Annotated in this window: 14 protein-coding genes; all 14 read left to right on the top strand. The window is 40.5% G+C overall.

Features of this window, described 5'->3' with window-relative positions:
- Positions 1-55: 55 nt before the first annotated feature.
- The 14 genes from BM398_RS02555 (at position 56) to BM398_RS02620 (ending at position 13,931) form a co-directional block, all read left to right on the top strand.
- Complete coding sequence (locus BM398_RS02555; protein WP_092336296.1) at positions 56-1,708, top strand: ribonuclease J; 1,653 nt, start codon at positions 56-58, stop codon at positions 1,706-1,708.
- Positions 1,709-2,023: 315 nt separating this feature from the next.
- Positions 2,024-3,376 (top strand): MBOAT family O-acyltransferase, encoded by a 1,353-nt coding sequence (locus BM398_RS02560; protein ID WP_175531811.1) that lies wholly within the window; start codon positions 2,024-2,026, stop codon positions 3,374-3,376.
- Positions 3,377-3,411: 35 nt separating this feature from the next.
- Positions 3,412-4,425, top strand: coding sequence for a hypothetical protein (locus tag BM398_RS02565; RefSeq protein WP_092336298.1), 1,014 nt, complete (start codon positions 3,412-3,414; stop codon positions 4,423-4,425).
- A gap of 132 nt (positions 4,426-4,557) precedes the next feature.
- Positions 4,558-4,887 (top strand): PadR family transcriptional regulator, encoded by a 330-nt coding sequence (locus tag BM398_RS02570; protein ID WP_092336299.1) that lies wholly within the window; start codon positions 4,558-4,560, stop codon positions 4,885-4,887.
- A gap of 48 nt (positions 4,888-4,935) precedes the next feature.
- Positions 4,936-5,238: a hypothetical protein gene (locus BM398_RS02575; RefSeq protein ID WP_092336300.1), complete on the top strand. Its 303-nt coding sequence runs from the start codon at positions 4,936-4,938 to the stop codon at positions 5,236-5,238.
- A 1-nt stretch (position 5,239) separates the two neighbouring features.
- Positions 5,240-6,667, top strand: coding sequence for a permease prefix domain 1-containing protein (locus BM398_RS02580; RefSeq protein ID WP_092336301.1), 1,428 nt, complete (start codon positions 5,240-5,242; stop codon positions 6,665-6,667).
- 64 nt (positions 6,668-6,731) lie between these two features.
- The gene (locus tag BM398_RS02585) at positions 6,732-7,010 is read left to right on the top strand and encodes a PadR family transcriptional regulator (RefSeq protein WP_092336302.1); all 279 of its coding nucleotides are present in this window, start codon (positions 6,732-6,734) and stop codon (positions 7,008-7,010) included.
- A gap of 19 nt (positions 7,011-7,029) precedes the next feature.
- Complete coding sequence (locus tag BM398_RS02590) at positions 7,030-7,479, top strand: permease prefix domain 1-containing protein (protein WP_092336303.1); 450 nt, start codon at positions 7,030-7,032, stop codon at positions 7,477-7,479.
- Positions 7,480-7,531: 52 nt separating this feature from the next.
- Positions 7,532-8,920, top strand: a complete 1,389-nt coding sequence (locus tag BM398_RS02595) for a permease prefix domain 1-containing protein (protein ID WP_092336304.1) — start codon at positions 7,532-7,534, stop codon at positions 8,918-8,920.
- 54 nt (positions 8,921-8,974) lie between these two features.
- Entirely contained in the window at positions 8,975-9,304 is a 330-nt protein-coding gene (locus BM398_RS02600; protein ID WP_092336305.1) for a PadR family transcriptional regulator, read from the top strand.
- A 70-nt stretch (positions 9,305-9,374) separates the two neighbouring features.
- Positions 9,375-10,712, top strand: coding sequence for a permease prefix domain 1-containing protein (locus BM398_RS02605; protein ID WP_092336306.1), 1,338 nt, complete (start codon positions 9,375-9,377; stop codon positions 10,710-10,712).
- A gap of 5 nt (positions 10,713-10,717) precedes the next feature.
- Positions 10,718-11,047 (top strand): PadR family transcriptional regulator, encoded by a 330-nt coding sequence (locus tag BM398_RS02610; protein ID WP_026655646.1) that lies wholly within the window; start codon positions 10,718-10,720, stop codon positions 11,045-11,047.
- Between the two features lie 47 nt (positions 11,048-11,094).
- Positions 11,095-12,483, top strand: a complete 1,389-nt coding sequence (locus BM398_RS02615; RefSeq protein ID WP_092336307.1) for a permease prefix domain 1-containing protein — start codon at positions 11,095-11,097, stop codon at positions 12,481-12,483.
- A 26-nt stretch (positions 12,484-12,509) separates the two neighbouring features.
- Positions 12,510-13,931 (top strand): permease prefix domain 1-containing protein, encoded by a 1,422-nt coding sequence (locus tag BM398_RS02620; protein WP_092336308.1) that lies wholly within the window; start codon positions 12,510-12,512, stop codon positions 13,929-13,931.
- Positions 13,932-13,938 lie beyond the last annotated feature (7 nt).

Raw genomic sequence — 13,938 nt, forward strand, 5'->3', positions numbered from 1 at the left:
CAATGCTAATATGTGATAAAAAACATTGAGCATAACGGAAGGATTACGAGGTTAGATGGGAGACAGTATTAAGATCATTCCGCTTGGCGGATTCGACAAGATCGGTATGAATATGACTCTTATAGAGTCTTCAGACAGCATTATCGCAATTGACTGTGGGATGTCTTTTCCACCCAACAATCTGCCCGGCGTTGCGGCGATAATACCTGATATAAGCTATATTAAAGAGAATATCGATAGATTTAAGGGAATAATTCTTACACACGGGCACGAGGACCATATAGGAGCTCTTCCGTACGTTTTTGACGGAATCAACGTGCCTGTTTACGGAACTCCGCTTACCATCGCGATGGTGGAAAAGAAATTTCAGGATTTCGGGATAAAAAAGATCAAGACAAAGGCAATAAAATTCGGAAGCACCATAGTTGTCGGCAATTTTAAGATTGAATTTATAAGAGGCAATCACAGCATACCGGATTCAGCCATGCTCGCGATCTATACCTCTCAGGGAATAATATTTGATACAGGCGATTTCAAATTTGACATGTCCCCTGTAATGAGCAAAACAGCCGATCTTGCGAGACTTTCCGCACTCGGGACAAAAGGCGTGCTTGCAGTCTTGTCTGACAGTACGAATGCCATGCAGAGCGGCTTTTCGCGGTCGGAGAGATATGTCAACGAACAGCTCGACAGATTCATGAACATGTATCGTGATAACAGGCTTATAATCGTGACATTTGCGACCAATATGGACAGAATCCAGCAGATAATAAAGCTTGGACAAAAATACGGACGAAAGATCGCACTTGAGGGAGACCTTCTTCTCGATGTCTTTTCGGCGGCACGAAAACTTGGATATATTGATATCCCGGATGACATGCTTGTTGAAAACGATATGCTTGATAAGTACAAGGATGAGGAGCTGATTTTCCTCACGACGGGTAATCACGGAGAATCTGTAAAGTGTATCGCCGAGATCGCCGCAGGAAACAATCCCGTTATCAGGATAAAGAAAAATGACGTGGTTCTGTTCAGCTCAGTCACGATTCATGGTAGTGAGCTGGAATTCAGTCAAACGATAAACAGCCTCGAGGAGCAGGGGGCAAAGATAGAATTTCAGGATCTTCACGCTACGGGACACGCCTGCGCAGAAGAACTAAAGCTACTGTTTACCATGCTTCATCCAAAATTCGTAATCCCTGCGCACGGAGAGTACAGATACAGAAGAGAAGCAAAGAAAATAGCGACAGAAGTAGGCATTCCGGCTGGAAATGTCTTTCTTATAAAAAACGGCGATATGGTCGAACTTACGGAAAATAGTTGCAGTGTTTCCGGTAAGATCACCTTAAACGAAATACTTATAGACGGGCGGGAAAAGAGCAAGATCGATAACACTGTTATTTGCGACAGAATGCGCTTATCCGAGTCGGGCGTTGTCATAATCGAAATCTGCATTGATAAGAAGACCGGAAGATGCGTATCGGACTTAAATATCATGTGCAGAGGCTTTCTTGACGATGAGAAATTTAATGAGATCTCAGATGAGTTAAAAGACCTTTCAATGAAGGAAATATCAAGGCTTTTGGGCCAGGGTGTGATAGACGAACGCATCAGTAAAGGCGTTACCTCGGTTGCGGAAAATTTTATTAAATTTAAGTCCGGAAAAACACCAATAGTTATTGCTTTTGTAACAAATCCTGTGCTATAATTTGTATATAAAATAGAATTTGTTACAATATATAGCTGAAAGGCAATGCTTTTATGAAGCGGTTTACGTCGTTTTTCTATAGAAAATCGAGCATTTCGCATCGTGAAAAGAAATTTATATATGTGACAGAATATGAAGAGGGGGCAGACTATGCCTTATTTTTCGTATTCTGTCATTTTTTATTGCAATATTTAATATAAAAAGGCGGAGTTTATAATGTCCTTTTCTATAAGTACTTTTTTATTTGTTACAATAATTTTCATATTTTTCCACTTGCTGAAAAGAGCCAGAGCATTAATTTTACTCGCGGCAAGTTTGGCGTTCATCTATCACCTTGGCATTAATTCCCTCATGTGGATTGTGTCGGTAACGGCGGTAGTTTACGGCATCGGCATTTTGGAAGACAAGCTCAAAGAAAAAAAGCGTACCAAAGCGCTGAAGATAGTGGCAATAGCGGGCGTTGGGCTGAGTGCGGTACTTCTTTTTACCCTAAAGAATGTCGCAAGATGGGGACAGCGTGACGACGCGCTTATAAAGATCCTGCTGCCTATCGGATTCTCGTACTACATATTCCAGGCAATATCCTACATTGTGGATGTATATAGGGGTAAGGCCAAGGCGGAAAAGAACCCGGTACATTTTGCGCTTTACATGTGCTATTTTCCGAAGTTCATCAGCGGCCCGATCGAGAGAGCAGATAACTTTTTGCATCAGATAAAAGAGCTGCCTAACGTCAAAGTGTTAGAGAACAAGCGCCTGTCGATTTCTTTCACGACCATCCTTTACGGATACTTCATGAAAGTGGTAGTGGCGGACAGATTTGCTTTTTTTACAACAAGATTATTAAATGACTCTGCAAGATTCGGGGCGGCATGGCTCTTTTTGGGAATGCTCATGTATTCAATCCAGATATATTGCGACTTTGCGGGATACAGTGCGGTTGCGATAGGTATGTCCAATCTCTTCGGAGTTGAACTTACCGAGAACTTTCATGCGCCGTACCTTTCGAAGAACATAAACGAATTCTGGAGGAGATGGCACATATCGCTTTCAAGATGGCTTCGAGACTATATCTATATACCGCTTGGAGGAAGCAGGAAGGGAAGCGCGCGCAGGTTCCTTAACACTGCGATCGTATTTATCATATGTGGAATCTGGCATGGAGCAGATGCAAGTTTTCTTGCATGGGGACTGCTTCACGGCGTCTATACGATGGCATTTGGAATAATTTCAGGGATAAAGATAAATAAGGCACAAGGAAAAGAATCGACAAAAGAGCCGACATTTATCTCGAATTTAGTATCCGGAATAATCACATTTTTGCTTGTTTCTTTTGCATGGATTTTTTTCGGAGCGCCTAATATGAGCAGTGCTCTCGGATATGTGGGAAGGATGTTATCAATGACACCCGGAATTGATTCATTTGCGGCTCAGGCGGCTGATATCGGCGCATCGAGACGAGATATGATAATTCCGATCTATGGCTGCATTGTCTTTGCATTTGACCTTTTGATAGCAAGGAAGAATAAGAGAATCGGAAGAGCGATGGACAGCCTTCCGTGTGCACTTCGATATGTTGTTCTGTATGGAATGATCATGGCGCTTTTGCTGCTTGGAATATATGGACCGGGGTACAATGCGAGCAGCTTTATGTATGTAAGTTTTTAAAAAAGTGCGCAGAAAAAATTAGTTGGTGGGATTAGATGTTAAAGAGGTTTTATAACAATAGGTTCAGCATAATATTTGCGATCGTCACAATCCTTTCGATATGGTATTGGGACGGTGTTTTGAGTATAAAAAACGATGACGGGGTCATGCAAGCGGCGGCCCTTTATTATCAGCCGCGCAACACCGTTGATGTCGTTATGATGGGCTCAAGTCATGTACACTACGCGATAGATACGGGCAAGCTCTGGGACGACTATGGGATGGCGGCATACGATTACAGCGCCGCGGAACAGCCACTGTGGATCACATACCATTACCTGAAGGAAGTATGCAAGACGCAGAAGCCAAAGCTCGTTGTGCTCGATGTGTATTCGCCGGCACTTCAAAAAGACGATTACCAGTATAAGTGGATGCTTCCTAACGCCCTTGGCATGCGCTTTTCACTTAATAAAATGCAGATGTTCAAAGTGAGCGTTGAAAAAGAGCATTTCTCCGAATACTTTCCAAGCTTTGCTGTTTACCATGGCAGACTCCACGGGCTTACCAAGGACGATTTCACATATCCGATCAGGAAGTTCACGTATCTTAGGAACTTCAAAGGTTTTAAGCCAATGACCAAAGTTACGCCGCAGCCCAGACCGCAGATCACGCAAAAAAGCAGCGGAGGCCTGACCGAAAAGTCCGAGCTCTATCTTCGCAAGATAATCGACTATACCAAACAGAACGGCATCGAGCTGCATATGATAGTAACTCCGTACGTTATCACTGACGAGCAGGAACTTGTTTTTAACCGGTTAAAAGAAATTGCTCAGGAAAACGGAATCGGATTTACCAATGCAAACCATGACTACGATGCCATAGGGCTTGATTTTGAAAAAGACTTCATGGATGAATCACACCTTAATTACTACGGGGCCGAGAAGTTTACAGAATATCTCGGAAAAGAGATCACAAGCAGATTTGATCTTCCCGACCACAGAGGCGAGAAGAGATACAAGTCATGGGATGCCAACAGCCGTGAGATAAAAAATAGCATAAACGCCGGATAAATAGGGATCTTGTTTCAGTAAATCTGAGACAAGATTCTTTTTGCTTGACATATATCGGCGACCGATATAGTATGTAGATGAACGATATATATAGACTTACGATATATAGATGTACGATATAAGGAGGTCAATATGGCTGTGGACAAGTCCCTTCTGGCAGGTAGTAGCACAATGTTGGTGCTAAAACTACTCTCAGAAAAAGATATGTACGGATATGAAATGATAGACACTTTAAGAAAAAAATCCCAGAACGTCTTTGAGTTTAAGGCGGGTACTCTTTACCCCCTTCTCCATGGACTTGAGGAGAAAGGAATGCTCAGAGTTTACGAGCAGGAATACCTTGGTAAGACAAGAAAGTATTACAGCATTACCAAGGAAGGAAGAAAACTCTTAAAGAGTAAGACAGAGGAGTGGAAGGAATACTCCGGCGCAATTGTAAGCGTATTGGCTTACGGTGTTTAAGATATAGAAAAAGAGATGTACTAAGAATATTAAGGAGGAGCGAGAATTATGTCAGCATTAATTTCGATAATGGTGTTTGGCAATAGCATAGGTTTGTATCACATGTTCTTGGTAGCTATTTTGTTGGTGTGGTTATGTGTGTTTTTCATTACGGGCGATGGTTACGATATGAGAGGCGACGTTCTTGCGAGCATCGCAGAAAACAGTAATGATAAACACGACAGAAAAGAAGAGAATATTATAGAGAGTAAGACAGAGAAATGCATCGGCTGTAAAGATGTTATTTCAGGGAAAAAACAGGAAACGGAACACGAAAGTGATAGGGAAAAGGTAGAGAAAAGAGCAGTCTGATATGGAAGAGTATATTAAGAAGTTACTTGAGCAAGTGAGATTTCAAAAAGCTCACAAGGCAATCGGTGATGAACTTAGAACACATATTGAAGACCAGATAGAAACAAATATTTCGGAAGGAATGGACAGAGAGACAGCGGAGAAAATAGCTGTTGAAGACATGGGAGACCCGGTTGAAACGGGAATAGCGCTTGATAAAGTGCACAGACCGCAAGTTGCGTGGGGAGTCATAGTTGCAGCAATAGGTGTAGGACTTTTCGGAGCAATAATTCATTTCTTATTGGGAAAATTGCCATCGTCGTCCGACTACGGAATTAACATAATCGGAAATATTACTTTAGATAATGCCGGTTACTACTTATACAACGTCGTATGCGGAATTGTCATAATGCTGGGGATGTATCTTATAGACTATACGATGGTTGCAAAGTATTCCAAGGTAGTAGCGGCGTTATTGTTGATTTCCTACACAATAAAGAACTTTGCATTTTATAAAAGAATTGAGAATTTTGATCCGGAATATGGGACTGAGATTCCAAGTGTGTACCAATCTATAGAGAGCTTCTTTAGCTGGTCGGGGCCTTGTATTTTTTTACTTGTTCCGCTTTTTGCCGGAATACTCTATAAGTACAAGGGACAGAAATATAAAGGCCTGATAAAATCGCTTATCTGGATAGTAGTTAGCGGCTTGGTTGCAACGGGAATAAACAATCAGGAATTCCGTGCGCTTGTAATTGTGATCTGCTTACTTGTTGAGCTTACCATCGCAATAGAAAAAGAATGGATAAAAGTTCCCAAGGTACAGTCAGTTACGGCGATATGGTCATTTTTTACGGTGGTTCCGATAGTGTTGATCAGATTCATGTATGACAACAAGATTTTAAGTTTGAGCAAAATGAATCTTGTCAGATCACTCTTTGGCCCCGCTACTTCCAAAAGCAAAGTAAAAGAATTATTGAGTGGAGTAAAGACTTTTGGAAGCGGCTCTGTAAGCTATATGGGCGGAAAGATCACCGTATCGACATTGGATCTTATCAGTTCGCGAATCAGCAGTGGAAAATGCTATATGATAACCAAAGTCGCTGCAGTTTTTGGAGGCGCTTTGGCATTTGCAATTATCACTGTTGTTGCGGCTTTGATCATTTTTGGATTTGTCAGTACAGCAAAGACAAAGAACCAACTTGGAATGGTAATGGGAAGCGGATGTATGTTATGGCTTGCAATAAATGCAATTCTAAATATGTTTATAAGTTTTGGAATGTTGCCGACGTATCAGTACACATCTTTTTTCCCATTCATATCAAACCACAAGGTGGTCGCATCATATGCGGTGCTTGGAATAATACTTAGCATATACAAATATAAAGATGCTTACCCGCAGCATATCGACATAACAATTCGAACCAAGTCAAAAAATCTCGAATCGTGAAATATAAGACAGAATATTTAAGGCACAATGACAAATGGCACGATACAAGGAGGATAAAAAAATAATGGCTGAAGAAAAATCTCATTTAACTGATAACAACGAATCGTTGGTACTTAAATTACTTTCGGAAAAAGACATGTATGGATATGAGATGATACGAACTCTAAGAAAGAGATCGGAGAACGTTTTTGAAAAGAAAGCCGGAATGCTTTATCCTTTACTTCATGGACTTGAGGGCGACGGAACGCTCAACTCATACGAGCAATACTGCCGCGGGAAGATGAGAAAGTATTATAGCATCGCTAAAGAGCAAAAAGGGGAAGAAGATTTAGATACACAGTAGTACAGAGGTTTTTTTATAAATGGAAGAGTATATAAAGAAGTTACTTGAGCAGGTGCGTTTTGAGAAAGCGCACAAGGCTATTGGGGATGAGATCAGATCACATATAGAAGATCAGATAGAAGCTAATGTTTTGGACGGAATGGACGAAGAGACTGCGGAGAAAACTGCGGTTGCAGATATGGGAGATCCTGTTGAAGCAGGCGCGCAGCTTGATAAGGTTCACAGACCTCAGATGGCATGGGGCGTTGTGATCATAGCTCTTTTTGTTGCAATCATGGGAACGGGAATTATCGATGATCAAGGCGGTGGGGCATTTTTGCCGTTTGTTTCAAATGACAAGTTGGTTGAGTCATATGCACTACTTGGAATATTACTCAGCATTTATAAGTATAAAAACGCTTATCCACAGCATGTAGATATAATACTTAGATTTGATTTTAATAAATTGGGGTTAAAAAAGCTAAAGTAGCGAGAATGTATATTTCGTCACGGCAGCAAGTGTTTAGGCTAAGGAGGATTGTATGGAAGAATACATCAAAATATTACTTGAGCAGGTGCGTTTTAAAAAAGCGCACAAGGCTATCGGGGATGAAATAAGAGCACATATAGAAGATCAGGCGGAAGAGAATATTTCCGAGGGAATGGATAAAGAGACAGCGGAAAAAAGAGCTGTCGAAGATATGGGTGATCCTGTTGAGGCGGGAATTGCACTTGATAAGGTTCACAGACCGCAGGTTGCATGGGGAGTGATAGTTGTTGCAATTATCGTGGGTATTCTGGGAATAATAATTAAGTTCTTTTTGAGCAAAATACCATCATCATCGTATAGTGTAAGGGCTCTTTACATACTGGGTAAATTTATGATAGGTGTAGATGATATCGGTTATTACATATACGACGTTGTCTGCGGTATCACTGTAATGCTGATAATGTATCTTGTAGATTATACGACGGTTGCAAGGTATTCCAAGATAATAGCGGCTATACTACTTTTTTCTTACACGATAAATAAAAAAATAGATAGTCTGGAAGCAAGCGGTTATGTAATTCCAAACGTATTATACAGCTTCTTTAGCCGGTCGGAGACACTGGTTCTACTACTCGTCCCTCTTTTTGCAGGAATAATCTACAAGTACAGGGGACAGAAATATAAGGGACTTATAAAATCACTTATCTGGATAATGGCTATAGGTCTGGTTACAATTGGAGAATATCAGCAATTTCGTGCGGCGGTAATTGTGATCTGCTTACTGGCGGAGCTTACTATAGCAATACATAAAGAATGGATAAAGGTTCCTAAAACAATAACCATTGTGTCTATATGGTCTTTATTTGCGATAATACCCATGTTCGTAATAAGGTTCATGTATAACATCACCTTTTCTGCCGATTCCCAAAATAAGGCAAAAGAAATTATGAGTGGTGTAAAGGCTTTTGGTAGCGGAACTGTGAGTTATGTCGGAGGAAATTTGGCCGTATCCACAAGTTCGCTTGTAAGTTCAGGAGTTTTTTCCCAGTTTACTAATCGGGAAAGCTATGAGATCACTAAGATTGCAGCAGTTCTTGGAGGTGTAGTGACAGTTGTTGTTATTGCCGCTGTAGTGGCTTTGATTGTTTTGGGATTTGTGGCAACTGCAAGGACAAAGAATCAGTTGGGAGCTGTAATGGGAAGTGGTTGCATGATGTGGCTTATTATAAATGCGATTTTTAATATAGGTGTCGGTACGGGATTATTGCCTTCGTTTTATCACACATCTTTTTTCCCGTTTATATCGGAGCACAAGGTAATCGAATCTTATGCTTTTCTTGGAATAATACTTAGCGTATACAAATACAAAGATGCTTACCCACAGCACATAGATATAAAATTTCGCAGTAAGTTAAGAAAATTCGAATCAGGAAATACATGACAGAATATTTAAGGCACAATGACAGATGGAACGATATAAGGAGGGTAAAAAGAAATGGCTGTAGATAAATCTCTTTTAACAGGTAGCAGTACAATGTTGGTTTTAAAGTTACTTTCGGAAAAAGATATGTATGGATATGAGATGATAGACACCTTGAGGAAGAAGTCGCAGAACGTCTTCGAGTTTAAAGCGGGTACACTGTATCCTCTTTTACATGGGCTTGAGGAAAAGGGGATGCTCAGGGCCTATGAGCAGGAATACCTTGGCAAGACCAGAAAATATTACAGCATAACAAAAGAGGGACGAAAGCTCTTAAAGAGTAAGACTGAGGAGTGGAAGGAATATTCGGGCGCTATCGTGAGCGTGCTGGCATACGGTGTATGACAGAAGAAGCTAAAGTAACGTGAATGTATATTTCGTCACGGCAGCAAGTGGTTAGGCTAGGGAGGATTGTATGGAAGAATACATCAAAATATTACTTGAGCAGGTGCGTTTTGAAAAAGCGCATAAAGCTATCGGGGATGAAATCAGAGCACATATAGAAGACCAGGCGGAAGCAAATATTTCCGAGGGAATGGATAAAGAGACAGCGGAGAAAAAAGCTGTTGAAGATATGGGTGATCCCGTTGAGACGGGAATTGCGCTTGATAAAGTTCACAGACCGCAGCTTGCGTGGGAGCTTGTTGTTGCAACATTGGCTGTGACAGTTTTTAGCATTATACTCCATATTTTTATGACAAAAGAGTTAAACTGGGGCCTGGCTTTTCAGATATCTAAGGGGCATATTGTTCAAGAGGGGACAATGTTTGTTTTCTATTCTATACTTGGAGTGGCTTTAATGTTGCTCCTATATCTTATGGATTTCACAACGATTGCCAAGTATTCTAAGATTGCAGGAATTATTTTGCTGGCGCTTTATTTTTCATCAATTTGTTGGATTGTGATGGAGAATCCGGATTCATTGGATTATGAAATCTGGCAGATTTTAGATGGATTAAACTCTCGGGTATCTTCAATCATGTTTTTGATGATACCGATTTATGCCGGAATACTCTATAAATATAGAGGCAAGAAGTATGGCGGACTTATAAAGGCAATAATTTGGATACTTGTTTGTAGCGATCTATTATCTGTTTGGGACGGAAGGTATAGTTTTGAAGAAATGATAATAGTAATGGTATGTATGCTTGTGCAGCTTACGATTGCTATAAAAAAAGAGTGGATAAAGGTACGTAAAATGCCTGCCATTATATTTATTTGGTCATTGCTAGTGCCGCGAATTGTAATAATTATCCAAACTCTTAGAATATATGAGTGGAGTAACGAAGAAGGTATATTCTCAATCATTACTTCATCCAAGCTGTTCGGGAGAGGACAGGTACTAGGGGACAACATTGATTTGGCTGAAGACAGCAGTATTTTGACATATATATCTACAACGATGGGAATTGGTGTTGCAATAGCAGTTATAGCGGTTGTACTTGGTTTGATTATCTATGGACTGATAGTTACAGCTAAGACTAAGAACCAGTTGGGACTGGTTATGGGAATTGGTTGCATGATATGGCTTATTGAAAAGGTTATTTTTAATATAGCGTGTGGATTAGGGATGCGCATGGTCTCTCAGAGCCCATCCTTTCTACCGTTTATTTCAGGGGGACTACGATTTGACGGCTTGTTAGCATCATACGTTATGTTTGGAATAATACTCAGCATATATAAATACAAGAATGCATATGCAGAGCACGTAGACATAAGTCTTCGCGCAAGATCAAAAGATTTTGGGGGATGAGAATTATGGCAGTAGATAAATCTCTTTTAACCGGCAGCAGTACAATGCTGGTTCTTAAATTACTTTCGGAAAAAGACATGTATGGATATGAAATGATAGACACCTTGAGGAAGAAGTCACAGAACGTCTTCGAATTCAAGGCAGGGACTCTTTATCCTCTTTTACATGGACTTGAAGAAAAAGGAATGCTCAAATCATACGAGCAGGAATACCTCGGTAAGACCAGAAAATATTACAGCATAACAAAAGAGGGACGAAAGCTCTTAAAGGCTAAGACCGATGAGTGGAATGAGTATTCGGGCGCTATCGTAAGCGTATTGGCATACGGTGTATGACAGACTAAGCAATACATTAAATAAAATGACAGATAGGTTTTTACCAAATGGAAGAGTACATTAAAAAATTACTTGAGCAGGTGCGTTTTGAGAAAGCGCACAAGTCGATAGCAGATGAGCTTAGAGCACATATAGAAGACCAGATAGAAGCCAATGTTGCCGAGGGGATGGACAAAGAGACAGCGGAGAAAAAAGCTGTCGCAGATATGGGAAATCCGGTTTCCGCGGGCGTAGAGCTTGATAAGGTTCACAGGCCGCAGCTGGCGTGGGAATTGGTTTCAGCTACGCTTATTGTGATAGCAATAGGAGTGATAATTCATATTATGCTATCAGGAAGTCTGGGAGAGGCCATGCATAAGTATATGGATGATGAGTATCTCCGTAGATTTCAGGATTTACAGAAAACAGAGTGTCTTAAATATATTCTTTATTCCTTTGCAGGAATAGTAACAATGCTGCTTATTTATTTTTTGGATTATACAACGGTTGCAAAGTATTCCAAAGTGGCAGGTAATGTACTGCTGATAGCTTATTTGTGCGGATTTTGGTTTATAGAAAAGAGTGGTCATGCTCATGTCGGTCTGCCACGTTTTTTAGTCGGGAATAATTTCGTACCAATAGGCCTGATCTGGAAAGAATCGTTATCGCTACTTCTTTTGATGATTCCGCTATATGCGGGAATAATCTACAACTACAGGGGACAGGCGCATGGAGGATTGATAAGAGCGCTTATCTGGATCATTGTTCCTTGCGTAATGCTGTTTTTGGATTACGAATGGTTTAAGGCCGTTATGCTGGAAATCGGATTGCTGGCAGAATTAACTATAGCGATCAAAAAAGAATGGATAAAAGTGCCTAAGATACCGGTGCTGTCGATATTGTGGGGAGCTTCTGCTTTCTTTCCTATATTTGTAATAGATAAAATATATAAGTATACGCCTTTAGCATCTTATCTGGTAAATGAAGGATCTGCCAATATTCTTGAAAGCAAGCCGGTACTTCCTTATGGAAGCAGGGCGAGTAGCGCTATTATCATAACGAAATATTCAAATTGCCATAAGACCGGCATTTTGGATTGCGTTACCGGAATGGCAGGAATCATTATCGGACTTTTGGTCATCACTTTGGTATCGGGGCTTATTGTTTTTGGAGTAAGGACTGTAGCAAAGACCAAGAACCAGTTGGGATTTGTTATGGGAAGCGGCTGCATGACATGGCTTATGTTAAATGTCATTTTTAACACAGGTGTCGGGTTTGGAATACTCAGACCTGATTCGGAGCTCTTTTTACCATTTATTTCGAACAATAATATTATTGTTTCATATGCGTCTCTTGGAATAATACTGAGCATATATAAATACAAGAACGCGTATGCCGAGCACATAGATATAGAGAAAGTCGGATTTCGAGCTATATTTAAGAATTTGGAGTTGTAAAGCCGGGAGTTTTTTGGAGTTTAACAATGGAAGAGTATATCAAAAAATTACTTGAGCAGGTGCGTTTTGAGAAAGCACACAAGGCTATAGGCGATGAGCTCAGATCACATATAGAAGATCAGATAGAAGCCAATGTTGCCGATGGAATGGAAAAAGAGGCAGCAGAGAAAAACGCCGTCGAAGGCATGGGAGATCCGGTTGAAGCGGGAATTGCACTTGATAAGGTGCACAGACCTCAGATTGCGTGGGGAGTGATAATTGCTGCATTAGTTGTGGGAATGATTGGAATAATAATAAGGCTCTTTTTGAGCAAAGTTCCTTCTTCTTACAGCGCTGAGTATTCAATGCATTCCATATTTGGAAATATAACGGTAGGGCCGGTTGGATGGCACATATACAATGTCATTCGCGGAATTGTAGTAATGCTGTTTTTGTATCTGATTGATTACACGACGGTTGCCAAGTATTCCAAAATAGCGACGGTCATACTGCTTGGTTTTTATTCTATCAGCACCTTGATATATAAAAAGTTGATGCTTATAAGCACAAGCTATAGTGAAATTCCTGATTCTTATCTGTATTTGTATGATGCTTTCAAGTGGGCAGGACCCTTGGTATTTTTGCTTGTTCCGCTTTATGCCGGAATAATCTACAAGTATAAGGGACAAAAATACAAAGGGCTTTTAAAATCACTTATCTGGATGGGAGTTATAGGAATTGGCGCAAGCGGTTACTATCAGGAATATCGTGCGATTGTAATTGTGATTTGTTTACTTGCAGAACTTACCATTGCTATAAAGAAGGAGTGGATAAAGGTTCCCAAGATTCCTGTAATTGCGACGTTGTGGTCAGTTATTCTGGTTGTACCCGTAGTTTTGGTACGTATTATGTATGAGAAGGGACTTATAAATGAAAAGCAGATGTACTTTGCATGGTCTCTTTTGGCACCGGATATTTCCAAAAATAACGCAAAAGAGGTATTGAGCGGAGTAAAGGCTTTCGGAAGCGGAAATGTTAGGTATATGGGCGGAGAGCTGACTGTATCTACAAGAAACCTTGTAGTTTCGCAAAATTATAACAACTTTGATTATGAAAACTATATGATGACAAAGATCGCAGCAATTTGGGGAGTGGTTTTGGTACTGGTAATTATTGCAGCGGTTGCGGCGCTGATTGTTTTTGGATTTGTGAGCACAGCAAAGACAAAGAATCAACTCGGAGTTGTCATGGGAAGCGGCTGTATGATGTGGCTTACGATAAACGCACTTTTAAATATGCTTGTAGGCCTTGGAGTATTGCCGGATTACAGAACTTCAACTTTTTTCCCGTTTATTGCAACTCACAAGGTGGTCGCATCCTATGCTCTCCTGGGAATAATACTGAGCATATATAAGTACAAGAATGCTTATCCGAAGCACGTAGATATAGGATTTAGAAAAAAGAGATAGAAAGTGT

Source organism: Butyrivibrio sp. M55, from assembly GCF_900116865.1.
Classification (GTDB): Bacteria; Bacillota; Clostridia; order Lachnospirales; family Lachnospiraceae; genus Butyrivibrio.

What these genes read in the sequence shown, in the direction of transcription:
- BM398_RS02565 (WP_092336298.1), top strand. Translation starts at nt 3,412, where the DNA reads ATGTTAAAGAGGTTTTATAACAATAGGTTCAGCATAATATTTGCGATC.
- BM398_RS02555 (WP_092336296.1), top strand. Translation starts at nt 56, where the DNA reads ATGGGAGACAGTATTAAGATCATTCCGCTTGGCGGATTCGACAAGATC.
- BM398_RS02615 (WP_092336307.1), top strand. Translation starts at nt 11,095, where the DNA reads ATGGAAGAGTACATTAAAAAATTACTTGAGCAGGTGCGTTTTGAGAAA.
- BM398_RS02605 (WP_092336306.1), top strand. Translation starts at nt 9,375, where the DNA reads ATGGAAGAATACATCAAAATATTACTTGAGCAGGTGCGTTTTGAAAAA.
- BM398_RS02575 (WP_092336300.1), top strand. Translation starts at nt 4,936, where the DNA reads ATGTCAGCATTAATTTCGATAATGGTGTTTGGCAATAGCATAGGTTTG.
- BM398_RS02580 (WP_092336301.1), top strand. Translation starts at nt 5,240, where the DNA reads ATGGAAGAGTATATTAAGAAGTTACTTGAGCAAGTGAGATTTCAAAAA.
- BM398_RS02590 (WP_092336303.1), top strand. Translation starts at nt 7,030, where the DNA reads ATGGAAGAGTATATAAAGAAGTTACTTGAGCAGGTGCGTTTTGAGAAA.
- BM398_RS02610 (WP_026655646.1), top strand. Translation starts at nt 10,718, where the DNA reads ATGGCAGTAGATAAATCTCTTTTAACCGGCAGCAGTACAATGCTGGTT.
- BM398_RS02595 (WP_092336304.1), top strand. Translation starts at nt 7,532, where the DNA reads ATGGAAGAATACATCAAAATATTACTTGAGCAGGTGCGTTTTAAAAAA.
- BM398_RS02620 (WP_092336308.1), top strand. Translation starts at nt 12,510, where the DNA reads ATGGAAGAGTATATCAAAAAATTACTTGAGCAGGTGCGTTTTGAGAAA.
- BM398_RS02585 (WP_092336302.1), top strand. Translation starts at nt 6,732, where the DNA reads ATGGCTGAAGAAAAATCTCATTTAACTGATAACAACGAATCGTTGGTA.
- BM398_RS02570 (WP_092336299.1), top strand. Translation starts at nt 4,558, where the DNA reads ATGGCTGTGGACAAGTCCCTTCTGGCAGGTAGTAGCACAATGTTGGTG.
- BM398_RS02600 (WP_092336305.1), top strand. Translation starts at nt 8,975, where the DNA reads ATGGCTGTAGATAAATCTCTTTTAACAGGTAGCAGTACAATGTTGGTT.